This window comes from Motiliproteus sediminis, assembly GCF_017912535.1.
Classification (GTDB): domain Bacteria; phylum Pseudomonadota; class Gammaproteobacteria; order Pseudomonadales; family Balneatricaceae; genus Motiliproteus; species Motiliproteus sediminis.
Window position 1 is genome coordinate 51,664 of the sequence record NZ_JAERQK010000003.1, and the last position, 23,199, is coordinate 74,862.

The following is a 23,199-nucleotide window of genomic DNA, read 5'->3' on the forward strand; positions in this document are numbered from 1 at the left end:
CTAGGCGCGAGACATGAACTTGCCGGTGGCTGTATTGATCTTGATTCGCTCACCGCTGGCCAGGTACTCAGGCACCTGAACCTCGAGGCCGGTGGCGAAGCGGGCGGGTTTGGTGCGTGCACTGGCTGACGCGCCCTTGATAGCAGGCGCGGTCTCTTCAACGGTCATGATCACCGAGGCCGGCAGCTCCAGACCGATCATCTGCTCGTTGACGATCAATGCGGTCAGGCCTTCAATGCCATCGAAGAGGTAAGGTAACTGTTCTTCCAGATCGCTTTCGTTGAGAGCGTACTGGGTATAGTCCTCGGTGGCCATGAAGTTGACCAGATCGCCTTCGCGATACAGCATCTGTACTTCGCAGCGGCGCAGATCGGCCGGTTGCAGCATGTCGTCGCCGGTGTAGGTCTGTTCGTACTTCTGGCCGTCGGGTACCCGGGCGAAGCGGGTTTTATAGAGCGTCTGTGCGCCACGTGACGAGGGGGATTTAACCTCGATCTGTTTGGCGATATAGAGGTGGTTGTCGATCTGAATGACGTCACCTTTTTTCAGGTCACAGGCCTTGGGCATGGGTGTTCTCCAGCGAATTAGAGGCTGTTAGAGCGCTAGGGGGTTAATCGGTTCCCGCCTTAGCGGGCCATCAGAATGTCGTCCTGCTGGATGTTCAGACTGTTGGCCGGCTGGCTCAGATTGCCGGTGGCGAACAGCGGATGCACTTCGTTGACTACCAATGATGCGCGGGTGTCTTCCAGACGGATGTGCGGCTGGTTCTGGGGATCGAACAGGGTGGAACGACGGTACACTCGCAGTGTGTCTCCAGGGCGGATCCCGGTGACGCTCCCCGCGTTAAAGGTGATCCGGTTGCCGTCGGTGCTGACAATACGGGTGCTGAAGGGTTCGCAACGCACGGCGCTGTCGAGGTCGGCGCTGATGCGGGTGAGCAACTGACGTACCTTCTGGCCGTAATCGGTTGCCAGAAAGGCGGGGGTCATAAAGCCGGTTTTAGTGTGGCGGTCGCTGTTCCAGAGCCCTCCTACCCGGTAGCTGCGGCTGAACAGCAGGGCGCCGGTAAAGCCATCGTGAATAAATACGTCCAGGGCGAAGTTGCGCAGGTGTTGGCGCCCACGGTAGTCCAGCTGGTCATACCAAACCCGCAGCACGTTGCCCTCGTTGTCCTTCTCCGGCTGGTACATGCTGAGGTCGCGAACGATCCCGGAAACAATGAACTGGACATCGAGATCACGGAAGGCGGGCAGAGCGTCGGTGAGGCTGCCGTTGCCGGTCTGGCGGCTGCTGGCTGTGGCGGGATTGGTGTGTACGTTAAGGTAGCTAGCATCGAGCGCGCGCAGGTGATCACGCGAACCGATCCGGGCAGTCAGTTGGGCGGCGATCTGGCTGCTCGCCGCACTCAGATCGCCAATGGCGGCCTGGCTCGGCTGGGCGATGGGAAAGCCCGCCACTGCGGCTGACTTCAGGTATTGCTGCCCGGCAGCCGTGGCTGCGCAGGTTTCGTCGGTGTCAACCTCAGCGCGAATCTTGACCTGCAACTGGTCGCCTTCGATCTGCTCGCTGAGTACGCGGATGTTCTGTAGTTCACCTTTCATGCGCACCTGCAGATGGTCGGTCATCAAAATGCCGTCGCTGACTCGTTGGCGGCTGTTGATATAGGCGCCGGCTTGCAGCAGGGCTTGCTGGGCGGCGTTGTTGATCGCTTGCTGGCGGGCACTGTCGAGATCGCGATTGTAGATCAGCGCGCGGCCCTCCGCTTCCACGGTGACAGCCTGGGCGGTCACGCCGAGGGAGAGCAGCAGCAGGGTGGCAATCAATCGCAACACGGGGTCCGCCTATTCAGAGTCAGCTCAGTCAGCCGCTAAAAGTAAGTAATTTGGTGGCTTGACGCAAATCGGTATCAGACCGGTGGCTGTCGCTACCGGCGCTTTATGTTAGATTCTATCCCAAACCAAGGAGTTGCCGGATACACCATGATGAAACGGAGCGGTTTACTGCTGCCAGCGTTGCTGCTGGCAGGTTGTGCGGTCAAGGTCACCGAACCGGTGCAGGTGGAGTTGCAGCAGCCGGTACAGGTCACCTTGGCGCCTGACAGCCCCCGCCTGCCGGCGGCGGATCAGCCGGCCCTGGCTACGCTGCCCAGTGGTCCCTTGGGGCTGCCGGTGCGCCAGATGGCGGAACAGATCGATGCCAGCTTGCGCCAGCGCGGAATCAAAACCTTGCCCATCGCCATCAGTCCCTTTGTCGATCTCGACCAGCCAGCGGCGCATCGTGGTTTTGGCGATCAGCTTGCCGAGGGCTTCTACCACGAGCTGCAGGCGCGCGGATACAATCTTATCGACCATCGCGCGTTGCCTTTCGGTGAGGGAGCCGCCGGGCTGACCTCGCCGGCGCTGTCCGACTACTATCGCCAGCACCGTATCAGTTACGTGTTGAGCGGAACCTTCAGTGCGCAGGGCGACGGTGTCACCGTGAATGCGCGGATGTTTGATACCATCACCCAACAGGTGGTGGCTACCGGGCAGTCGCAGATCGGACTGCAAGCGCTGGAAGGTGGACTGCCCGGCTACAGTCCGTTCAGCAGCCGTGATGGGATGATTATCGAAAACGGCGGGGTGCCGCTGCAGTGAGGTCCGCATTGGTTATGAAAAAAGTTACCCTGTTGGTGGCTGCTTCGCTGGTGCTGGCGGGCTGCGACACCCTGAGTTACCAGTTCAACCGCGCCCAGCGTTCCATTGCCGAGAGCACCGGATCCGGTCAGCCAGTGAAAGTGTCGTCGGAGGCGCGGCTGGTTACAGCTACCGGTTATGCGCCGATCAGTGCCCAGCCAGGAGCGACTCCGAACCAGAAAATGCTGAATGCGATGCGGGCCTCCAAGTTGCGTGCATACCAGGAGCTGGCGGCGATCGTCCATGGTCAGTACCTGTTTGGTACCACCCAGGTTCGCGATATGGTACTGCAGAGTGACCAGTTCGACAGCGCGGTGGGCGGTATCGTTCGGGGCGCGCGGGTAGTGAAGAGTTATCCGGTGCAGGAGGATACCTACGCCACCATCCTGGAGCTTGATCTGCGCGATGTTCAGCGCGCCTATATCGATATGCAGTAGTCTGCTGCCCAATGACCAAAAAGCCCCGCATTGCGGGGCTTTTTGGTCTCGGCTGTTGCCGGTTTCAACTTGTTGCCAGCCGTTCCAGACTGTGGCAGAGGTAACGCCAAAAGCGCTCGACGCTGGCGATCTCTACCTTCTCGCTGGGTGAGTGGGGGAAGCAGATGGTTGGGCCAAAGGAGATCATCTCCCACTGCGGGTAGGCTGCCGCCAACAGGCCGCATTCCAGTCCCGCATGGATTACCTTAATTTCCGCTGGCTGGCCAAACAGTTTGGTGTGCAGCGCGTTGAGGGTTGCCAGCAGGGGAGAGGACGGGTTGGGTGTCCAGCCAGGATACGCGCCGGCCAGTTCCAACGCGGCGCCGACCGCCTTGGCGACCTCGCCGATGGTGGCACAGACTTCATCCCGCCCGGCCTCGCGTGCGCTGCGTGCCAGGCAGAGCAGTTGGGCGTGATCTTGCTGCAGGGTTACCCGGGCCAGATTGTTACTGGTTTCCACCACGCCAGCAAGATCGGGATGCATGGTGAAGACGCCGTGGGGGCAGGTGAGAATCGCATTCAGCAGGCGCAGGCTGGATGAGCCGTTCAGCGTTGGTTGCTCTATGGGGCAGCGGTGGATGCGGATAGCCAGATCAGGTTCGTCGTCGGCCCAGTGCGATTGCAGCTCGGCCGCAGCCTGTTGCAGCTCTGCTGTCAGGGTCTGCGCATCGCTGGCGGCGGTGGCGACGATCGCTTCGGCACGTCGGGCGATGGCGTTGCGCAGGCTGCCGCCCTCGAATCCGCCCAGCGTCAGATCGCCACGTTCGGCAAAGGGCAGCAACAGTTCGGCCAGCAGGCGGTTGGCGTTACCCCGTGGCAGATGGATGTCGATGCCGGAATGGCCGCCGGCGAGGCCGCTGATGACCACGGCAAAGCCGGCTCCTTCGCGGTGGTTGCCGCGCTCCAGTGGGAGTGTCAGGGTGGCGTCGATACCGCCGGCGCAGCCGACATAGAGCTCGCCCTCTTGCTCGGAGTCGAGATTAAGCAGCCATTTTCCCTGCAGGATGCCGGGCTCCAGCCCCATGGCACCGTCCATGCCGGCTTCTTCGTTGACCGTCAGCAGCGCTTCCAGCGGGCCGTGGATCAGGTCATCACTTTCCATGACGGCGAGAATTGCCGCCACGCCGATACCGTTGTCGGCCCCCAGTGTAGTTTCGGTGGCAGTTACCCAGCCGTCGACCACTTGGGGCCGGATCGGATCGCGAGAAAAATCGTGGGCCGAGTGGTCGCTTTTTTGCGGCACCATGTCCAAGTGGCTTTGCAGGATAACCCCGGGATGGTGCTCTAATCCGGGTGAAGCCGGTTTGCGTAGAATCAGATTGCCGGCGTGATCGCGCTGATGATGGAGGCCCTGCTGTTTGGCAAAGGCCTCGATATGGGCGATCAGTGCTGCCTCCTGTCGGGAGGGGTGGGGGATTGAACAGATGTCGGCAAAATGACGCCACAGGGGTGCGGGTGCCAGATTCTGAAGTGAAGACAAAGCAGACCTCGGTACAGCAGAATGAGCCGCCGATTATCCCGCTCCAGCGGCATGAATGCCAGTATGCTAGCAGGTCATTTCGGTCAGCAGGTCGAGCAGGTCGTCGTGTTCCCGGGCAAGGATCTGCAGTCCGCCAATCAGCGCGGTGGCCAGCGCCAGTGCGCCCAGCACGGCATAGAGTGGCAGGGCAGGAAGCACGGCAAATTCGGCGGCGATGATGTCAAAGCCGCACAGCATGCTTCCAAGCAGAAGAGTGAAGGTTCCATCCAGGTTGGGTGGCGTGCGTGTCAACCAGAAAACACCTGAATTTGAATGGGTAATACTATGACACACAATCTGTGCTGATATAAGTAGGTCGATAGCCGCAAAGGGAAGGGGTGGGCACGCTAATTGGCCCGGCTTATCCGCAATTCGCACGGCTGTGCCCGGCTCTGGCTTCAGTTCTTCGGTGCCAGGTCCGTCGTCGGCGGCGGGGAGCTTGGCGCCGTTGAGGCCGGCGGTTTGATACCCAGTTGTTCTGCTGCGGTCTCAACAGCGTTGCGTTTTTCCACTTCGCCTTGGCGCTCAAGGGCTTCCAGGCTGCTGGGCCGGCCGAGATGAAACAGCGCGTAGCCGGGGCTGACAAACTGGTTCTGGGCGCGGCCGAGGATTACTGCGTCAAAGGGAGCCAGAACTTCAGTGATGGCGTTGGTGATCGGATCGCTGATGATTCCCAGCAGCGCGCCAGTGTTGACCCGGTCGCCAAGGTTGCGCTTGTTGATCAGGATGCCGCCCTGCTCGGCCCGTACCCAACTGGACTGGTAAAAGACCGGTTGCGGTGATGACCAGAAACTGTCGTTGCTGATCATTTCGCGGGCGCTTAAAAGGCTGCGCACGCTCTTCACCCCCAGAGCGACCATCTCTTCGTCAAGGCTGAGCGGTCCGCCCACCTCCATTACCACCGCAGGTATGCCGGCAGCGGTGGCGGCACTGCGCAGGCTTCCCGGCGGGCTTGCGCTCTGCAGGACCGAGATCGAGCCAAATCCCTGGCTTAGTTCCGCGATGGCGGGAATGGTCAGGTCGGCACGCAGTTGTGGCAGATTCTCGCGAAAGTGCGAACCGGTGTGCATGTCGATCAAGAAGTCGCAGTGGCGAATGATATTTTCGAACAGGCTGTAGGCAACGCGCGCCGCAGTTGAGCCCTGAGGGTCGCCGGGGAACGAGCGGTTGAGGTCGCGCCGGTCGGAGAGGTAACGGTCGCGGCGCAGCAGCCCGTCGACATTAACCACAGGCACGCTGATCAGGGTGCCGGCCAGCTGTTCCGGTTGAATCTGGTGGGCCACCCGACGGTTGATCTCGATACCGTTCAGTTCGTCGCCATGTATGGCAGAGGTCAGGCATGCTACCGGGCCGGGTTGCTTGCCACGGGTAACCAGCACCGGTATGGGGGCAGTTGTGGCACCGAGTAGCTGCTGACTGTTCCAGTAAAGGGTGGTTGTGGTGCCCGGTGAAAGCTCGCGGCTCAACAGCTGCACGTTGCCGGTAGCGGCCGCTGCCGTCGATGCCGGCGAGGTACTCACAGGGCGGAGGCCCTTCGCTGTGTCTTCCTCGTCCTGCTCCGAGGCTTGGGCGGGAAAACCGAGCAGGGCGGCCAGCAAGCACAGCCCGCGTGTAAGGTCGTTGTTGACGTTCATGCATGGTTCAACTTTTAAACAGGGCATCGGTAGATGAAGGTCATGACTTGGATCAACTATAGCGGCGTAAACCACTGCTGAAAAAGTGACCTTCGGTTAACATAGGCGGCTACGTCAGCTGCTTAATGGATTCTGAGCTTCATGTTACCCCGGCCTCTGTACGAAGTTTTACCCTACCTCTACCTGTTCGGTTCCCTTGGGCTGATTTCGACTCAATCCAACTGGATGGTTATTCTGTTCGCTTGGGTGCTGTACACGGCCGGAGCGATTACCTGGGTGCTGCGTTCAGACGCGCGCCGGGTCAACAAGCGGATGCCGAAGAGCCAGAAAAATCTGTTTCTGCACGAGGATTTTTACGAGTCCCTGCCCTTCCTGTTTATCGGAATGGGGGTGTTGGCGGTGCGCTTTATCGAAAGCTGGATCGTATTCTGGGCCGGCTTTGCGTTGATGGTCTACGGTGGCTATGTGTTGGCCATCCGCATCTCTCGCCGCAAAATATCCTGGATTGATGACTGGCGCCGTTATCGTGGCTCGGCCATACAGGCCAAAACTGTCCACCGTAAAAAGCAGATGAACCCCATCTGCGATCAATGTTTGATTCGCGAAAGCTGCCGTCGTACCGGGCTTACCGACCGTTCCAATATTCTGGTGATGGAATGGTTGCAAAAGCATGAGCGGGTAGAGGCGATCGGCCCGCTGAAAGAGATGGTCGACGAAGCCGAGTTTCTGCCGATCGGCCACGACACCTTGCTCAAGGTGATCCTCAAACAGCAGCCTTATGCGGAGCAGTGTCTGGTGATCCAGAACCGCAAGAAGATGCGCCGCGTCAGCTGACCTTACCGTACCCAATGGAGTGCTATACTGGCCGACCTGTTCAATCGGCCGGATCACTCCATGTCATTACTCGTCGACCGCGACGCTGTTGTCGCCTCGCTCAAACGCCATTACCTGTTTTCGTCGCTGTCACCGTCAGAGCTTCAGCAACTGGTTGAGCGCGTCGAGCAGGTTAACCTTGAGGCGGAGCAGTATCTGTTCCGCCAGCAAGAGCCTGCCAAGCGTTTCTACTTAGTGGCAGACGGCCAGATCAAATTGTTTCACACCACCGCCGACGGCCATGAAAAAGTGGTTGAGTTGATCAACCCCGGGCAGGCGCTCGCCGAGGCGGTGCTTTTCATGCAGCGCCCTAACTACCCGGTAACCGCGGAAGCAGTGCGCGCCACACGGTTGTTTGCGATCCCCGGCGATGCCTATATACCCCTGTTGCGCAACAACAGCGATGCCTGCATGCGCATTCTGGGCGATCTCAGCATGCGCTTGCACGCCCGTTTAAACGATGTGGTGCAGCTAACCCAGCAGAACGCCACCCACCGCGTGGTTCGTTTTTTGCTGGGGTTATTGCCATCCAATGCAGCAGACGGTTGCACCATCTATCTCGAAACTCCCAAGCATGTCATTGCGTCACGGCTATCGGTCAAGCCCGAAACCCTGTCACGAATAATGGCTCGGCTGGCACAAAACGAGGTGATCGTCATTAAAGGTCGCGAAATTCGCGTACTGGATATCGACAAACTGCAGAACGTCACCGAGTAAGCTGTGCTGCGCGCCAGCGGCCGATGGAGGGGGCGCTGGTCAGTTGTTTTAACAGTTTGAGGCCGCGCTCTTCAGGGCGCTGCCCTGGCCGCCTTTTTCAACCAGTTCGCCCGCGATGGCGTTGAACGCCGGCCAGCGATTCTCACACCATTCCGGCGCCAGCAGCGTGGGTTTGCGGGCCGTAGCCGTGACGCGGTGGTAGACCACCTCCCAGGGCGTGTGCCGGATCATATCGGCGGCCACTCTCACGTAGTCATCCTGGCTGATGGCGTCAATCTCGCCCTTCTTCCACTGCCGCGCCATGATGCTGCCCTTGACGATGTGCAGCGGGTGCAGCTTCAGCCCCTCGCAGCCGTGCTCCAACACCCGCTCAAGGGTGACCAGACTATCCTCTGGCGCTTCGCCCGGCAGGCCAACGATCAGATGGGTGCACACCTTGAGCCCCCGGGCGTGGGCCCGATTGACCGCGTCCACGTAAGCGGCAAAGTCGTGGCCACGATTGATCCGGTCCAGGGTGGTGTCAAAGGCGGTCTGCAGGCCTAACTCCAGCCAAACCTCGTAACCGGCATCCTTGTATCCGGTGAGCAGATCGAGGGTGGCGTCGGGCACGCAGTCGGGTCGGGTGCCCACGCACAGCCCCACCATATCCGCCACTGCCAGCGCCTGTTCATACTGTTGTCGCAGCGCCTCGGTTTCGGCGTAGGTGTTGGTGTAGGCCTGAAAGTAAGCCAGATAGCGCTTGGCGCGCATATCCGGTTTGGCGCTTTCAAGCTGTTCGCGAATGCTGGGGGCCTGGCGACTGTGCGCGTTAAACGAGGCGTTGTTGCAAAACGTGCAGCCGCCGCGACCGAGGGTGCCGTCGCGATTGGGGCAGGTAAAGCCGGCGTTGATGCTGAGTTTGTGCACTTTCTCGCCGAAGCGCTGCTTGAGGTCGCGCCCGAGGCCGTTGATATGATCGTAAAGCTGCATGATGTCGGTGGGGTGGCGTTGCGGGCCGGTATAATAGCACGAGGTGCACGGGTGGATGCACAGATCAGGCACAGGTCGTACAATGGCGCCATTGTTGATCGGGAGTCTTACTTATGCGTTGTGCCGCTCTGTTGCTGTTTTTGTCGCTGGCCAGCTTTTCCGCCGTTGCCAACCATGAGGAAACCGAGCCTTCCGACGGCACCGTCAACAGCTTTATCGTGCTCGACCCGCCGCAAGTAGTCGAGCCGGTTAAGCTGGTGCTGGATAATCAGCAGTCGTTGGATATGAGCGCATTCAAGGGCAAGGTGGTGTTGTTGAACCTCTGGGCCACCTGGTGCCCGCCCTGTATCCGCGAGTTGCCGGCACTGGACCGGTTGCAGCAGCGGCTGGGCGGCGATGATTTCGTGGTGGTTGCGGTGGCGCTGGATCGCGCCGGGTTCGATGCGGTGAAGACGTTTTATGACGACCTCAAACTTGAGCATCTGGCCCTCTACACCAGTACCACGGCCGAGTTTGGTCGGGTTTATCCTGTGGATGTGTTTCCTGCCAGCTTCTTTCTTGATCGCGATGGGCGCGTGCTGAGTTACCTGCGCAGCTACGCGGACTGGGATGACGAGCAGGCGGACGAGATGGTGCGTCGTCTTATCGCCCAACCCTGAGGGATTGTGGTTGCAAGGTGATGGGGGATCAGGGATAATCCCGCCCCGTCGCTACATTGGCGGCTTCGTTATGGTGGCCCTGTGGTCCCCCCGCAACGATAAACCGTGAACCTGGTCAGGCCCGGAAGGGAGCAGCCACAGCGGTGGACTCGTGTGCCGGGGTGTGGCTGCGGGGCCGCCTCCATTTTGGGCTCGTCAGCCGGTTTTTGTCTCAATTTGTTCCTGTGTACTGGGGCCTCTCCGTGCTCTTGGTTTTTGCCCTCCTTGCTGTATCTTTGCCGTCGGATGACTGGTCCTGGCGGCGACTAAAACTTGGCCTTTTGCTGGCTATCCGGGGCGCTTGCCGCTAGCATAGGAGGCCAAAATCGGGCGTGCGTAACGCTCGGACATTCCGGCAGATTATCGACACTTCATGAGCTATCAGGTACTCGCACGCAAATGGCGCCCCGCCAGCTTTCACGAGATGGTGGGGCAGGAGCATGTCCTCAAGGCGTTGATCAACGCCCTCGACAGTAACCGCCTTCACCACGCGTACCTGTTTACCGGTACCCGCGGGGTCGGCAAGACCTCCATCGCACGTCTGTTTGCCAAAGCACTGAATTGCGAACAGGGCGTCAGTTCCCGTCCCTGTGGCCAGTGTTCACCCTGCCGTGAGATCAGTGAAGGCCGCTTTGTTGATCTGATCGAGGTGGATGCCGCATCGCGGACCAAGGTAGAAGATACTCGCGAGTTGCTGGAAAACGTGCAATATGCGCCGAGTCAGGGCCGTTACAAGGTTTACCTGATCGACGAAGTGCACATGCTCTCCACCAGCAGTTTCAACGCGCTGCTGAAGACGCTCGAAGAGCCGCCCCCCCATATCAAATTCCTGTTGGCCACCACCGATCCGCAGAAATTGCCGGTGACTATCCTGTCCCGCTGCTTGCAGTTCAATCTGAAGAATATGGTGGCGGAACGGATCGTTGAGCATCTGCAGATGGTGCTGACGGCGGAGCAGTTTAGCTACGAAGATGCGGCCTTGTGGTTGTTGGCCAGAGCGGCCAGCGGCAGTATGCGTGACGCTATGAGTTTGGCCGATCAGGCAATCGCCTTCTGCAGTGGCGAGCTGCGCGAAGCAGATGTGCGCGCCATGCTGGGGAGCGTTGACCACCGTCAGGTGATGACTCTGCTGCAGCAGGTGGGCTCCGGATCGGCGTCGGGTGCGTTGCAGGCGGTGGCCAGCATGGCGGAGTTTGGTGCTGACTACGACGGCGTGCTGGCGGAGCTGCTGAGTCTGCTGCATCGCATTACTTTGGCGCAGATGGTGCCGGACAGTGTCGATAACAGCCAGGGCGACCGGGATGCCGTTGTTGCCTTAGCGGGCAGTCTGCGGGCCGAAGATGTACAGCTTTTTTATCAGATAGCGCTCAACGGGCGGCGAGACTTGCCGCATGTACCTGATCCCCGTGACGGGCTTGAGATGACGCTGCTGCGAATGATCGCCTTCCGCCCGGTACAGGCCGGGGAGGTAGCGTTGCCAGACGCTTCGACACCGGAGGCTGTCGCTACGCCGGTGGTAACCGCGCCGGAAATACAGGCGGAGCAGGCCGATCCCCGTCCCGCCAGCGCTACTGCTGCCGACTCTCCATCACCGCGCCCGCCGGTGACAGATGAGAGCGATAACCATGTGGCCGATGGCGAAGATCTGTCAGCTTACGAACAGATGCCCCCTTGGGAGCAATCCGGGGGCGACGACCCGCTAAAAAAGCCTGAGCCCCCGGCGGCGGGGGTGGAACACCCCCTCTCGACTGAAGGCGCCGTAGCGCCGTTCGAGGAGGCGGTGGCGTCGGATCCTGTGCTGGATCCCGGCCCCGAATTGACAGCCCCGTCTCGGGTTGCTTCTCTGCAGCCGGAGGTCGCGGCTGAGTCCAGGGTTGATGCACACTCCACCTCCGCGCAAGCTGCGCCTGCCGGTGACACGCCGGCGCTGCGGCTGGATGCGTTGCAGCCGGAGGATTGGATTTCTCTCCTGGCCGCGATTGGCGTCACCGGCATGACCTACAACATAGCCGCAAACGCCGCACTGGAGGAGGTAAAAGAGAGCACGCTCTGTTTTAGCCTCGGGGCGCAACAGTATCATCTGTTCAACGATACCCATGCCCGGCGGATTGAGGCCGCGTTGAGTGAGTATTTTTCGGCACCGGTCACACTGGCTGTGGTCGAAGCAGAGAGCAGTCGTGAAACGCCGGCGCAATACAAGGCGCGTAAGCAGCGTGAGCGTCAGGCGGAGGCGCTAGCCGCCATTGAACAGGATCCCAATGTACAGGCGATCATTGAGCGTTTTGATGCCAGCCTGGATCTTGCATCGGTGCGTCCTTTAGATCCCGAACCCACGAGGTAGAGAGCGATGATGAAAGGTGGTATGGGCAACCTGATGAAGCAGGCCCAGGAGATGCAGCAGAAACTGCAGCAGGCACAGGAAGAGCTGGCGAATGCGGAAGTGGTCGGCGAGTCCGGCGCCGGTATGGTGAAAATCACCATGACCGGTCGTCACGATGTGCGTAAGGTCGAAATTGATCCGAGCCTGCTGCAAGAGGACAAAGAGATTCTTGAGGATCTGCTGGCCGCAGCGGTTAACGATGCTGTGCGTCGGATCGAAGCCAGCAACCAGGAGAAAATGGCTGCGTTGACCGGTGGCATGGGCATGCCTCCCGGCTTCAAAATGCCGTTCTGAATATGTCGTTCAGCCCCCTGATTGATCAGTTGATTGGTGCGCTGCGGGTGTTGCCCGGCGTTGGAGCCAAGTCCGCCCAGCGGATGGCGTTTCAGTTGCTGGAGCGTGATCGCTCTGGCGCGCTGAAGCTGGCCCAATCCCTCAGCGAAGCGATGGAGCGGGTAGGGCATTGCCGTCGCTGCCGCACGTTGACCGAGCTTGATGAATGCAAGATCTGCAGCAGCGAGCGGCGCGATGAATCGCTGATCTGCGTGGTGGAAACCCCCGCTGATGTCCTCGCCATCGAGCAGACGGGCAGCTTCCGCGGGCGCTATTATGTGCTGCACGGACACCTGTCGCCCATCGATGGGCTGGGGCCTGAAGAGGTTGGCATTCCGCAGCTACTGGAGTTGGTGCAGCACAGTGATATCAGCGAATTGGTGATCGCCACCAATCCGACTGTCGAGGGCGAAGCCACGGCGCACTATATTTTCGAGCAGGTTCGACCGCTGGCTATTACAGTTACCCGTATCGCACACGGGGTCCCCTTGGGGGGAGAGCTGGAGTACGTGGACGGTGGAACCCTGGCTCATGCTTTTGCAGGACGCAAACAACTGTGATTAATCGACCGCTGGAACAAACCGTACAGGCGCGCTTTGATCAAAAGGTGGCCGCTGCCGAATGGGTAGACAGCCAGTCGCGTTTGGAGGCGTTGTGTCTCCAGTGGCGACAGCAGCCGGTGATCGGGCTCGATACCGAATTTATCCGTACCGATACTTTTTACCCTAAACCCGGGTTGATTCAGGTGGCCTGTGCTCAAGGGGTTTATCTGATAGATCCGCTGGCCATCGATAGTATGGCTCCTCTGGTGGGGTTGTTCGAAGATTCCAAGGTGCTCAAGGTATTGCACGCCTGCAGCGAGGATCTTGAGCTGTTTGCCAGCAGTTACGGCGCGGTTCCCCAGCCGCTGTTTGATACCCAGGTGGCCTGTGCGTTTGCAGGCTTTGGGCTGTCCATCGGTTATCAGCGACTGCTGGAGACCTTCTTTAACTTCAGTGTCGACAAGCAGGAGACGCGCTCGGACTGGCTGCAGCGCCCGCTGACAGAGTCTCAGCGACGCTATGCCGCGCTCGATGTGGTTTATCTGGACGAGATCTATCAGCGTTTGGCCACCCGGCTGCGTGAAAAGGGCAGCTACGACTGGGTCCTGGCCGAATGTCAGCAGCTCGCTGACGAGGCGCTGGTCACGCCTGATCCGGACCAGTATTACCACCGTTTCCGTCAGGCCTGGAAGCTAAAGCCGCAACAACTCAAAGTGCTGCAGTCGGTGTCGGCCTGGCGAGAGCGCGAGGCTCGGGTGCGCGACATGCCGCGCAACTTTCTGCTGCATAACAACAGTGTGGTCGGTATTGCGATGAAGCAGCCGCGCACTCTGGGGGAGCTGTCGCGCATCGAGCAGATCCGCGGGCGCACGCTGTCCAAGGATGGCGAAGCCTTGCTCAGTCTGGTGGCGGCGGCGCAGGATAGCGCCACGGTTCCCGAAGCGCCCGGCGCGCCGTTGCCCTCATCGGAAGGTAATCGGGTCAAGGTGCTGAAAAAAACGGTACAGGCCGTCGCTGCGGAGTGGGACATAGCCCCGGAGCTGCTGGTGCGCAAGCGTGATCTGGAAGCGCTGGTGCGTTCCGGAATGGGGGGCGGTGGCTATTGTCTGCCCCAGGGACTGACAGGGTGGCGTGAGCCCCTGATAGGACAACCGCTGTTGCAGGCGTTGCAGCAGACTAGCTAGTGGTAATGCTGATGAAGATGATCTGTTCGGTGTACAAGAGCACCAGGAAAGACGAGATGTACCTGTACGTCGATAAGCGTGAAGAGCTGCAGCGGGTGCCGGAGCCGCTGCTGGAGATGTTTGGTGCGGCTAAGCAGGCGATGACGCTGTTGATCACGCCGGAGAAAAAGCTGGCACGCGCTGACGCACAAGAGGTGTTGGCGCAGATTCGTGACAAGGGTTACTACCTGCAGATGCCGCCGGCCAAGGAGGAGTACCTGCTCGATCTCTACAAGGCTCCCACCGAAGGCAAGTACTGATGGCCGCGCAGCCGTTCTGGCAGGGTAAATCGCTGGAAGAGATGAGCAATGCCGAGTGGGAGTCGCTTTGCGATGGCTGCGGTAAGTGTTGTCTGCACAAGATTGAAGACGAAGATACCGGCGAGTTCCTGTATACCGCGATCGCCTGTCAACTGCTTGACCTGAAATCCTGTCGTTGCAGTGATTATCCGCATCGGCAGCAGCGGGTTCCCGGCTGTTTGCAGCTGCGTCCGGAAACGGTTGTTGAGTACAGCTGGTTGCCGCGCTCCTGTGCCTATCGGCTGTTGAGCGAAGGGCAGCCGCTGCCTGAGTGGCATCCTTTGATCAGTGGTTCACCGCTGACCGTGCACGAGGCTGGCGTGTCGGTGCGGGAATGGGCCGTCAGTGAGCTGACCGTCAGTGATGACGACTGGTACGATCTGGTCTTGGACGGTGTCCAGCTATAAGATTGCAGCGCCGGCTGGCGACCGCTAGGTGTTCTCCGGCGCTGCTGTCCGTGGGCTGAAGTTAGAATCGGTAGCCCAGCGATGCGCCGACGGACAGGGGTGAGCCGATTTGGAAACTGACGCCGTTGTCCTCAATTCTACCGAAATCCTGATAGCGCAGTTCGGCACCGACGAATAGCCGGTTGCTGAGCTGGTGCTCGACCCCCAGACGTGCCTGCCAGAGCGTGATACTGTCCCTGCCTTGCATGGAGGCTGAGGTGTAAAACTCGGGTTCGCTATAGCCGACTCCGATCCCGGCGTAGTAGCTGAGCGATTCGCCTTGGCCAAAGTGGTAATCATAATTAACGGCATAGGTGATCAAATCGGCGTCTACATCGAAACCTGGCCTGGACGAATCCATTCCGTTTATCTGTAATTCCACCTCAATAGCGTGGGCGGCGGAGCGATAGCCGAGCGCGACGCCGAAGGATTGCTCATCATCGAATTCATCGCTATTCCACAGGTAGTGAGTGTTTATCTTGGCCACCCCGTCCGCATGGACCGGTGCGGCCAGGAAGCTTAGGCCTAGAAGAGCATAGGTTGCTTTGGTCATGAGAGATCTCCTTTTCGGAACCTGGCTGAAGATATACGCTGGCGGCGTGCCTATGGCTTGCCCCTGCAGGTGAAAACCCGGTGTTTTGGCATCAGTGGTCTATGCTTGGCGTGAACGGTTTGGGGCTGTCTGCAGGGGAGGGCGGCTTGATCGATCGATTGGAACATTTCTGGGTGGAGCAGGTGCGCGCCCCGGCGACAGCGATGCTTGACCCTCGTTATCCACTGCCGCCGCGCACCGCTATTTTTCGATCCGCGATTTTGCTCGCGCTGCTGTTAGCGCTGCTCCTTGCTACCTTGATGGGCGATGAGGGGGCTGATTTCAGTCGGCAGACTCGGCTGTTGTTCTGGTGGCTGCACTGTTTTCCTATTCTGATGCTGCTGCTCTTCAGTGCCGCACCGCTGATGCGCAGAGGAGTGTCCGTGCCTGTGGCAGTGTTGCTGGCGCTTGTTCTGACGTTGCCGTTGGCTGCTGTGTTATCGCTCGGGATAGATCGCAGCTTCGGAATTCATGACCCGGAATTGGCGAGCGCGAGATGGTGGGGCGCGATGGTGGTTATGGAGACACTCGATATTGCTCCGGCTGTCGCCGTTTTGTGGGGTCTGGTGCTGTTGCTTGCGGGCAGTGGTCGTTCATCGTCGGCGGATTTGGTTGACAGCACGGCGGACAGTGCGGGTCGATGGCCGGAAATACTGGCAGACGTGCCACCGGCAAAGCGCGGTGATCTCTACGCTGTGCAGGTCGATCAGCACTACCTTACGGTATTTTCCAGCGGTGGAGAAACGCTGGTCAGGTGCTCGCTCAGCGATTTTTTAAAGACTTCGGCGGGTGCCTGCGGGGTGCAGATTAGTCGCTCGGTGTGGGTGAGCCTTGGGTATGTAGAGCGCGTCTCGAGCATCCATGGAACGGTGTACGTCTTTTTGCCAGGCGGTTGTAAGTTTGCAGTCAGCCGCCGGCGAATTGGGTTGGTGAGGGCGAGTCTGAGGGTTGGTCGCCCTGTTCATGGTCGTGCTGATTAGCGAAAAAAAAGGAGCGCCGCGGCGCTCCTTTTTTGATGGCTTGAAAAGCTAAGACTTAGCTTTTGCCTTCCAGCTGCTGCTTGATCAGGTCGCCGATGGTGGTCGGGCCGCTGATTTCAGCTTGCTGCTGCTTGTTCAGGTTAGCCATGGCCGCTTTCTCGTCAGCTGCGTCTTTCGCTTTGATAGACAGGCTGATGGTGCGGTTCTTGCGATCAACGTTGACGATCTTGGCTTCAACCTGCTCGCCTTCCTTCAGGACGTCGCGCGCGTCTTCAACGCGATCAACGCTTAGCTCGGAGACTTTCAGGATGCCTTCAACGCCTTCGGCCAGCTCGACAACAGCTACACGTGCGTCAACGCTCTTGACGGTACCATTAACGATGGTGCCCTTGGCGTTGGTTGCTGCGTAATCGCTGAAGGGGTCGCCGTCCAGTTGCTTGATGCCCAGGGAGATGCGCTCTTTCTCGGCGTCGATGGAGAGGATAACCGCTTCCACTTCTTCGCCTTTCTTGAAGTTGCGCAGGGCCGCTTCGTTGTCGCCTTCCCAGGAGATGTCAGACATGTGAACCAGGCCATCCAGATCGCCTTCCAGACCAACAAAGATACCGAAATCGGTGATGGTCTTGATGGTGCCGGAAACCTTGTCGTTGGTAGAGAACTTCTCGGAGAAGGTTACCCACGGATTGTCAGCGCACTGCTTGATGCCCAGGGAGATACGACGACGCTCTTCGTCCACGTCCAGAACCATCACTTCCACTTCGTCGCCCAGCTGAACAACTTTGGACGGGTGGATGTTCTTGTTGGTCCAGGACATCTCGGATACGTGTACCAGACCCTCAACACCATCTTCCAGCGACGCGAAGCAGCCGTAGTCGGTCAGGTTGGTAACGCGTGCCTGCACCTTGGTGCCAGCCGGATAGCGCTGCTTGATGTCGCTCCACGGATCATCGTGCAGCTGTTTCAGACCCAGAGACAGACGGCCGGTCTCTTTGTCGAACTTGATAACCTTAACGGTGATCTCGTCGCCCGGAGTCAGCATGTCGCTCGGATGAGAGATACGCTTCCACGCCATGTCGGTGATGTGCAGCAGGCCGTCAACGCCGCCCAGATCTACGAACGCGCCGTAGTTGGTCAGATTCTTGACGAAGCCTTTAACTTCCATGCCTTCCTGAATAGTGGCCAGCAGCTCGTCGCGCTGGGCGCTGTTAGCTTCCTGAAGAACCGCACGACGGGAGACAACGATGTTGTTGCGCTTGGGATCCAGCTTGATCAGCTTGAATTCCAGCTCCTTGCCTTCCAGGTGATCAACGTCACGAACCGGACGTACGTCAACCAGAGAGCCCGGCAGGAAGCCCTGAATATTGTTGATCGCAACGGTGAAGCCGCCTTTGACCTTACCGTTGATCATGCCCTTGACGGTTTCTTCAGCGTCGAAGGCCTTCTGCAGCTGCTGCCATGTTTCGGCGCGCTTGGCCTTCTCGCGAGACAGCTTGGTCTCACCGAAGCCGTCTTCAACCGCTTCCAGAGCAACGCAAACGTCGTCGCCGACGGCGATTTCCAGCTCGGAAGAGGCGCTAACGAACTGGCTGCGCGGAATAACCGCTTCAGATTTCAGACCAGCGTTAACGGTTACCCAGTCGGCGTCGATATCGATAACAGTACCGGTTACCAGTGAACCGGGCTTCATGTCGATATCTTTCAGGGATTCTTCAAAAAGTTCAGCAAAGCTTTCGCTCATTTTCAGTCCTAGGGGTCGGCCGGTTGCAGTGACCGGGACCACAGTTAAAACCCTGTACCGTCAGCTTGCACAGGTCAGTTCAACGTAGTTTTCCCGAGGCAGCAGGCTGACGTTACGCCGCCAAATGGGAAAATGAGGCACGAATTATACAGTAACCTACTGGGGAATACAGCTTTATTTCCGGTTGGCTGGACTGGCCGGGGTGACGTCAGAGCATGGCGTTGATGCGCTCGTTGAGCGGCTTGAGGCAGGGCGCGGTAATCTCGTTCAGGTCGCGGGCGAGACGGTCATTGATCAGGGTTTCGTCACCGCTTTTGTAGTATGCCAGCAGGTTGCGCTCTTCGGTTTTACTGTTGGGGACGAAAATGATGCCGTCGCCAAAGCAGAAGCCGAACGCGGGCAGGTGTTCATGTACGATGATGTCCTTCTCACTTTCGTCAAAGCTAAGCCGGTACTCCCGCAGAATATCGAGGTACACCGACGCCGCGGCCAGCGCCATGACCTCTTTCTGGAAGCTGTTGAAGCGGGTGGCATCTGAGGATGAGTTGAAAAAATCGGTCAGCACTTCCGTGGCGCGAATCCTTTCCTCCTGCAGGGGGAGGGGGGCGTAGCGCTCGTTTTCGGTGCGGTAGGCGCGCAGTGCCAGCAGTTCGCGCTCCAGCCGTTCAACCTTTTCATTGGCGATGGTCAGTTCAGAGGCCAGTTGCTCCTTTTCGCGGCTGAGAGCGATGATGATCTTTTCGGTGGGTGAGAGTTTCTTTTCGGCGATGTCAGGTGGCAGCTGCAGCTGGCCTTCGGTACCGACGGTGACTGCTTCAGGGCCGCCCTTGATCGGGATTACCTTGGTGCCGAAATCGGCCAGTTTGTTGACGTTCTCTTCATGCTGCTTTTCTACCTTGCCGTAGAGGAAGTAGCCGCCCACGCCGAGCACGCCGAGCAGAACGACGACTATGGAGCCGAGAATGATCAGTTTGATATTGGGCATGCGGCTACTGTTGTCGAGATAGCATCCGGGAGTCAAGCAGGTCGATCAACACTTCGCCGCTTTCTCGAATCAGTGCATCCTCTTCGGCGGGGCGGGAGCTGTGCGCGGTGCCCGTACTGGCCTGTTCAAGCTCTGCAACACTGGTCAGTGGTTCCAGGTTCTTGGCGGCACGGCGGCGGTTTTCCAGCTCCAGTCGCCAGCGCTCATTGTCTTTACGCAGGGCACGCAGGCGCTCCTCCTGCAGGGGCAGAGTGTCGCGCTGGCGTCGCTGAGCCTCTTCGATGCCTTCGCTAAGGGCGATCAGGTCCGGGTCCATCGCCGCGCGGCGGTTATGCGCCAGCTCCAGATTGCTGAGTAACGGTGTTAACGGAGGGTAGCGGCGATGGGGTAGCGGTTTTACTTCGTCCCAGGGTAGCGCGCCCTCCTGAGTGCTTTCGCCCACTTCGTCAGGGTCGTAAACCGACGGGTACTGCAGGTGCGGCAGCACCCCTTTGTGTTGCGTGCTGACGCCGGAGACCCGGTAGAAGGTGGCCTGTGTCAGCTTGAGCTGGCCGAAATCAAGGGGGTGTAACGCCTGGACGGTACCCTTGCCGAAGGTCTGGTTGCCGACGATCAGGCCGCGGTCGTAATCCTTGATGGCGCCGGCAAAAATCTCCGATGCCGAGGCGCTGAGGCGGTTAACCATCACCACCAGCGGTATGTCGTAGTAGGTGGGATCGTGATCAAACTCGACCCGAATTCGCCCCCAGGAGTCCTTGATCTGTACCACCGGCCCCTGCGGAATGAAGAGCCCCGCCAGGTCCACGGCTTCTTTAAGCGAGCCACCGCCGTTGTTGCGTAGGTCGATCACCAGTCCTTCGGCGCCTTCAGCGATCAGTTGATCAAGCAGCCGGCGCACGTCACGGGTGGTGCTGCGGTAATCGGGGTCGCCGTTTCTGAGGGCGTTAAAGTCGATGTAGAAGGTGGGAATGCTGATCACTCCGATCTTGCGGGTTTCGCCGTTACGCGGAACCTGAAGAATGCTTTTGCTCGCTGCCTGCTCTTCCAGCTTGACCTCGTTACGGGTAATGCTGACCAGCTTGGTCTGCTTGGCGTCGCTCCCGGCCGGCACCACCTCCAGGCGCACCACCGAGCCTTTGGGGCCGCGTATCAGGTCGACCACTTCATCCAGCCGCCAGCCTACGACATCAACCAGTTCATCATTGCCCTGAGCCACGCCGACGATCACGTCTGCCGGGCCGATAACCCCGCTTTTGGCTGCCGGGCCGCCGGGAATCAGACGGACCACCTTGGTGTTCTCATCCTCGCTCTGCAGTACCGCGCCGATCCCTTCGAGAGAGAGGCGCATGTCGATGTTGAAGTTTTCCGTCCGCCGCGGCGAGAAGTACTGGGTATGCGGGCCATAAAGGCTGGTCAGGGTGTTGGCGTACACCTGAAAGGCATCGTCGGCGTTGGTCTGGTAAAGCCGGTGCAACTGGTTGCGGTAGCGTTTGCTGAGGATCTCGGCCGCTTCTTCCAGAGTTTTGTCGGACAGTTTGAAGTTCAGTACCGCGCTTTTCAGTCGCTGTCGCCACAGGTTGTCCAGCTCGACGGCACTATGGGCCCAAGCGGCCTCCTTGCGATCGGTCTGCATCTCTTCATCGCGGCCGAAGTCGAGCTGGGTCAGCCCCTGCTCGATCTGATCCAGCATGTAGCGAATTCGCTCCTCGGTGCGCTGCTGGTAGCGATTGAATATAAAGAATCCCGCGCTCAGATCCTTGTTGCGCAGCGCTTCGTCCAGACGGTCGCGGTGCTGCTCAAATTCGGCAATATCACTGGCAAGAAAGTAAAGGCGATGACGGTCGAGGCGGTTGAGGTAGGCGTCCAGCAACTCGCTGCTGAACTGGTTGTCGATCGTGCGCTTGCGGTAGTGGCCGTAGCGTAACGCCTTGTTGATATCGCTGAGCGTGTCGCGGTGTACCTGCTCCGGTGCCAGCGTTGGCAAGGAATCGGGCAGTTCCGCCAGCACGGCGTGAGCCGTGGGCGGGAGCAGGGTTGCGACCAGTAACGCTATGGATAGGGTGGTGCGGGAAAGCAGTTTAATCACGTAGTGTCCACTCATTGCCGTCGTTGTAATTGTGGGACCGGCAATAACCGGTTTCGGTTCCTCGGTCCGGGGGGTGTCGGTTCGGCACGGCACCGCCTTTGCTGCATAAGTATAACGGGCAGGATATGATTTGTACCTTCGAGACCGAATTAGGAGCAATTTCAGGTGAGGTTTAATTACTGGGCGCCACTGATAGTGGTGCTGGGAGCGCTGTCGTTGAGCGGCTGTGATAATGAACTGTTGGGCCGGATCGACAAGCTCGAAGCTGATGCTTCCCTCAACGCCGAAGCCGGACGGGTGTTTCTGGCGGAGAACGCCCGACGCCAGGGCGTGGTCACGACGGCGACCGGATTGCAGTATCGCATTATTCGCGAGGGCAGCGGTACGCGCCCGCAGTTGACCGACAGGGTGAGGGCCCACTACCGCGGAACGCTGATTGACGGTACGCCGTTTGACAGCAGCTACGACCGCGGTGAGCCGGCGGTATTTCCGGTTAACCGGCTGATCCCCGGCTGGACCGAGGCGCTGCAATTAATGCCGGCTGGCAGTCACTGGGAGCTGTTTGTGCCGGCGGAGTTGGCGTATGGCAAGCGCAGTCCGTCGCCGAAAATCCCGTCCAACTCGGCACTGGTGTTTGAGCTGGAGCTGCTTCAGGTGTTGCCAAACGGAGGCTGATCATCGCTATGCAACAAACCAACTTCAATCAGCTGCTGCTGGAGTTTCTGGCGGCTTCGCCAACGCCTTTTCATGCCGTTGAACAGATGGCCGCAGAGCTAGACCGGGCGGGCTTTGAGCGCCTTGATGAACGTCAGCGTTGGCAGTTGAAAGCCGGGGGGCGCTACCAGGTAATCCGCAACGGCTCGGCACTGATCGCCTTTACCCTGCCGGCCGAAGCCGACCTTGCCGCTACCGGTCTGCGTCTGATCGGCGCCCATACCGACAGCCCCTGTCTTAAAGTGCAACCACTGCCGGAGCGCCTCAAACAGGGGTACTTTCAGCTGGGCGTCGAGGTGTACGGCGGCGCGCTGCTCAATCCCTGGTTCGACCGTGACCTGTCGCTGGCCGGACGGGTAAGTTACGCCGCTCCGGACGGGCAGTTGGGTCAGGCGTTGGTGGATTTCAAGAACCCGGTGGCGGTGATTCCCAGCCTGGCGATTCATCTGGATCGGGAACAGAACAGCAACCGCAGTATCAACCCCCACCAGCATCTGCCGCTGCTGCTGTCCCAACCCGGTATTGACGGTGAGAAGCCGGACCTCAGGGGTTTGCTGAAGCAGCAGCTGCAACGTGACGGCGTTGCGGTCGAACGGGTGCTGGACTTTGAGCTCTGCTGCTATGACGTGCAGCGCCCGGCAATGGTCGGTCTGGATCAGGCGTTTATCGCCAGCGCCCGGCTGGATAATCTGCTCAGCTGCTTTGTCGGACTGCAGTGTATTCTCGCGGACCAATCCGGCGGCGCCATGCTGGTCTGCAACGACCACGAAGAGGTGGGCAGTGAATCGACCACCGGGGCCCAGGGGCAGTTTCTGGAATCGGTGATCGAACGTCTGGTGCCGGAGGTTGAAGAGCGCAACCGTCTGATCGCCAATTCGCAGCTGATATCGGCTGATAACGCGCACGGCGTGCATCCCAATTTCAGCGATCGGCACGATGCCAATCACGGCCCGCTGCTCAACCGCGGGCCGGTGATCAAGGTGAATGCCAACCAGCGTTACGCTACCAACAGTGAAACCAGCGCCCGCTTGCGCCAGTTGGCGGAACAGGAGCAAGTGCCGTTGCAGGTATTCAGCGTGCGTCCGGATATGGGGTGTGGCAGCACCATCGGCCCGTTGACCGCCTCGCGGTTGGGGATTGAGACCCTCGATATCGGGGTGCCGACCTTCGGCATGCACTCCATTCGAGAGCTGGCTGGTCGCGACGACGCGTACAGCTTGTACCGGTTGCTACGGCGGTTTCAGAACCGCCGTTAACGGGGCCTCAGGAACAAAAAAGCCAGCGCAATGCGCTGGCTTTTTTGTTATCGCTGAACGCGGG

Annotated in this window: 24 protein-coding genes and 1 other RNA gene; 15 read left to right on the top strand and 10 right to left on the bottom strand. The window is 59.5% G+C overall.

Annotated elements, in window-relative coordinates; genetic code table 11:
- A complete protein-coding gene (efpL, locus tag JJQ76_RS07075; RefSeq protein WP_210396075.1) occupies positions 1-567 on the bottom strand; it encodes an elongation factor P-like protein EfpL in 567 nt (188 codons plus the stop codon).
- A gap of 59 nt (positions 568-626) precedes the next feature.
- Positions 627-1,832: a flagella assembly protein FlgT gene (locus JJQ76_RS07080; protein WP_210396076.1), complete on the bottom strand. Its 1,206-nt coding sequence runs from the start codon at positions 1,830-1,832 to the stop codon at positions 627-629.
- A 147-nt stretch (positions 1,833-1,979) separates the two neighbouring features.
- On the opposite strand from JJQ76_RS07080, the gene JJQ76_RS07085 reads away from it, so the two are divergent.
- Positions 1,980-2,636, top strand: a complete 657-nt coding sequence (locus JJQ76_RS07085; protein WP_210396077.1) for a FlgO family outer membrane protein — start codon at positions 1,980-1,982, stop codon at positions 2,634-2,636.
- A gap of 14 nt (positions 2,637-2,650) precedes the next feature.
- Positions 2,651-3,112 (top strand): LPP20 family lipoprotein, encoded by a 462-nt coding sequence (locus JJQ76_RS07090; RefSeq protein ID WP_210396078.1) that lies wholly within the window; start codon positions 2,651-2,653, stop codon positions 3,110-3,112.
- Between the two features lie 64 nt (positions 3,113-3,176).
- Here the strand turns inward: JJQ76_RS07090 and JJQ76_RS07095 are convergent, their stop codons facing one another.
- The 3 genes from JJQ76_RS07095 to JJQ76_RS07105 form a co-directional block, all read right to left on the bottom strand.
- Entirely contained in the window at positions 3,177-4,631 is a 1,455-nt protein-coding gene (locus JJQ76_RS07095; RefSeq protein WP_210396079.1) for an aminoacyl-histidine dipeptidase, read from the bottom strand.
- A 66-nt stretch (positions 4,632-4,697) separates the two neighbouring features.
- Positions 4,698-4,922, bottom strand: coding sequence for a hypothetical protein (locus JJQ76_RS07100; protein ID WP_210396080.1), 225 nt, complete (start codon positions 4,920-4,922; stop codon positions 4,698-4,700).
- A gap of 146 nt (positions 4,923-5,068) precedes the next feature.
- On the bottom strand, positions 5,069-6,304 hold the full coding sequence (locus tag JJQ76_RS07105) for a succinylglutamate desuccinylase/aspartoacylase family protein (RefSeq protein WP_210396081.1): 1,236 nt from the start codon (positions 6,302-6,304) through the stop codon (positions 5,069-5,071).
- 141 nt (positions 6,305-6,445) lie between these two features.
- Between JJQ76_RS07105 and JJQ76_RS07110 the strand changes: the two genes are divergently transcribed.
- Together JJQ76_RS07110 and JJQ76_RS07115 are read left to right on the top strand one after the other, a co-directional pair.
- Positions 6,446-7,138, top strand: a complete 693-nt coding sequence (locus JJQ76_RS07110; RefSeq protein ID WP_210396082.1) for a hypothetical protein — start codon at positions 6,446-6,448, stop codon at positions 7,136-7,138.
- A gap of 60 nt (positions 7,139-7,198) precedes the next feature.
- The gene (locus tag JJQ76_RS07115) at positions 7,199-7,894 is read left to right on the top strand and encodes a Crp/Fnr family transcriptional regulator (protein ID WP_210396083.1); all 696 of its coding nucleotides are present in this window, start codon (positions 7,199-7,201) and stop codon (positions 7,892-7,894) included.
- 48 nt (positions 7,895-7,942) lie between these two features.
- Here JJQ76_RS07115 and mnmL read toward each other — a convergent pair whose 3' ends face one another.
- On the bottom strand, positions 7,943-8,863 hold the full coding sequence (gene mnmL, locus JJQ76_RS07120) for a tRNA modification radical SAM protein MnmL/YtqA (RefSeq protein WP_210396084.1): 921 nt from the start codon (positions 8,861-8,863) through the stop codon (positions 7,943-7,945).
- A gap of 113 nt (positions 8,864-8,976) precedes the next feature.
- Between mnmL and JJQ76_RS07125 the strand changes: the two genes are divergently transcribed.
- The 8 genes from JJQ76_RS07125 to JJQ76_RS07160 all read left to right on the top strand — a co-directional run bounded on the left by JJQ76_RS07125 (position 8,977) and on the right by JJQ76_RS07160 (position 14,745).
- Positions 8,977-9,522 carry a TlpA disulfide reductase family protein gene (locus JJQ76_RS07125; protein WP_210396085.1) on the top strand — a complete coding sequence of 182 codons (546 nt, stop codon included), beginning with the start codon at positions 8,977-8,979 and terminating at the stop codon, positions 9,520-9,522.
- Between the two features lie 79 nt (positions 9,523-9,601).
- An RNA gene (ffs, locus tag JJQ76_RS07130) (signal recognition particle sRNA small type) lies at positions 9,602-9,698 on the top strand.
- Positions 9,699-9,934: 236 nt separating this feature from the next.
- Positions 9,935-11,902: a DNA polymerase III subunit gamma/tau gene (dnaX, locus tag JJQ76_RS07135; protein WP_210396086.1), complete on the top strand. Its 1,968-nt coding sequence runs from the start codon at positions 9,935-9,937 to the stop codon at positions 11,900-11,902.
- A gap of 6 nt (positions 11,903-11,908) precedes the next feature.
- Positions 11,909-12,235: a YbaB/EbfC family nucleoid-associated protein gene (locus tag JJQ76_RS07140; RefSeq protein ID WP_210396087.1), complete on the top strand. Its 327-nt coding sequence runs from the start codon at positions 11,909-11,911 to the stop codon at positions 12,233-12,235.
- Between the two features lie 2 nt (positions 12,236-12,237).
- Positions 12,238-12,834 carry a recombination mediator RecR gene (gene recR / locus JJQ76_RS07145; RefSeq protein ID WP_210396088.1) on the top strand — a complete coding sequence of 199 codons (597 nt, stop codon included), beginning with the start codon at positions 12,238-12,240 and terminating at the stop codon, positions 12,832-12,834.
- Positions 12,831-14,000, top strand: coding sequence for a ribonuclease D (rnd, locus tag JJQ76_RS07150; protein WP_210396089.1), 1,170 nt, complete (start codon positions 12,831-12,833; stop codon positions 13,998-14,000). The genes recR and rnd overlap by 4 nt, the downstream gene beginning before the upstream one ends.
- Positions 14,001-14,011: 11 nt before the next feature.
- Positions 14,012-14,299 (top strand): YcgL domain-containing protein, encoded by a 288-nt coding sequence (locus JJQ76_RS07155; protein WP_343232490.1) that lies wholly within the window; start codon positions 14,012-14,014, stop codon positions 14,297-14,299.
- Positions 14,299-14,745: a YcgN family cysteine cluster protein gene (locus JJQ76_RS07160; protein WP_210396091.1), complete on the top strand. Its 447-nt coding sequence runs from the start codon at positions 14,299-14,301 to the stop codon at positions 14,743-14,745. The genes JJQ76_RS07155 and JJQ76_RS07160 overlap by 1 nt, the downstream gene beginning before the upstream one ends.
- A 61-nt stretch (positions 14,746-14,806) precedes the next feature.
- On the opposite strand, the gene JJQ76_RS07165 is transcribed toward JJQ76_RS07160, so the two are convergent.
- Positions 14,807-15,337, bottom strand: coding sequence for an outer membrane beta-barrel protein (locus JJQ76_RS07165; protein WP_210396092.1), 531 nt, complete (start codon positions 15,335-15,337; stop codon positions 14,807-14,809).
- A 146-nt stretch (positions 15,338-15,483) separates the two neighbouring features.
- Between JJQ76_RS07165 and JJQ76_RS07170 the strand changes: the two genes are divergently transcribed.
- Positions 15,484-16,356 (top strand): LytTR family DNA-binding domain-containing protein, encoded by an 873-nt coding sequence (locus JJQ76_RS07170; RefSeq protein ID WP_210396093.1) that lies wholly within the window; start codon positions 15,484-15,486, stop codon positions 16,354-16,356.
- A 55-nt stretch (positions 16,357-16,411) separates the two neighbouring features.
- On the opposite strand, the gene rpsA is transcribed toward JJQ76_RS07170, so the two are convergent.
- The 3 genes from rpsA to JJQ76_RS07185 form a co-directional block, all read right to left on the bottom strand.
- Positions 16,412-18,094 (bottom strand): 30S ribosomal protein S1, encoded by a 1,683-nt coding sequence (gene rpsA / locus JJQ76_RS07175; protein ID WP_210396094.1) that lies wholly within the window; start codon positions 18,092-18,094, stop codon positions 16,412-16,414.
- Between the two features lie 208 nt (positions 18,095-18,302).
- Positions 18,303-19,079 carry a hypothetical protein gene (locus JJQ76_RS07180; protein ID WP_210396095.1) on the bottom strand — a complete coding sequence of 259 codons (777 nt, stop codon included), beginning with the start codon at positions 19,077-19,079 and terminating at the stop codon, positions 18,303-18,305.
- Between the two features lie 4 nt (positions 19,080-19,083).
- Positions 19,084-21,165 (bottom strand): carboxy terminal-processing peptidase, encoded by a 2,082-nt coding sequence (locus JJQ76_RS07185; protein WP_210396096.1) that lies wholly within the window; start codon positions 21,163-21,165, stop codon positions 19,084-19,086.
- 165 nt (positions 21,166-21,330) lie between these two features.
- On the opposite strand from JJQ76_RS07185, the gene bamJ reads away from it, so the two are divergent.
- Complete coding sequence (gene bamJ / locus JJQ76_RS07190; RefSeq protein ID WP_210396097.1) at positions 21,331-21,840, top strand: BamJ family beta-barrel-assembly machinery protein; 510 nt, start codon at positions 21,331-21,333, stop codon at positions 21,838-21,840.
- 8 nt (positions 21,841-21,848) lie between these two features.
- Entirely contained in the window at positions 21,849-23,135 is a 1,287-nt protein-coding gene (locus JJQ76_RS07195; RefSeq protein WP_210396098.1) for a M18 family aminopeptidase, read from the top strand.
- The last annotated feature ends 64 nt before the right edge of the window (positions 23,136-23,199 follow it).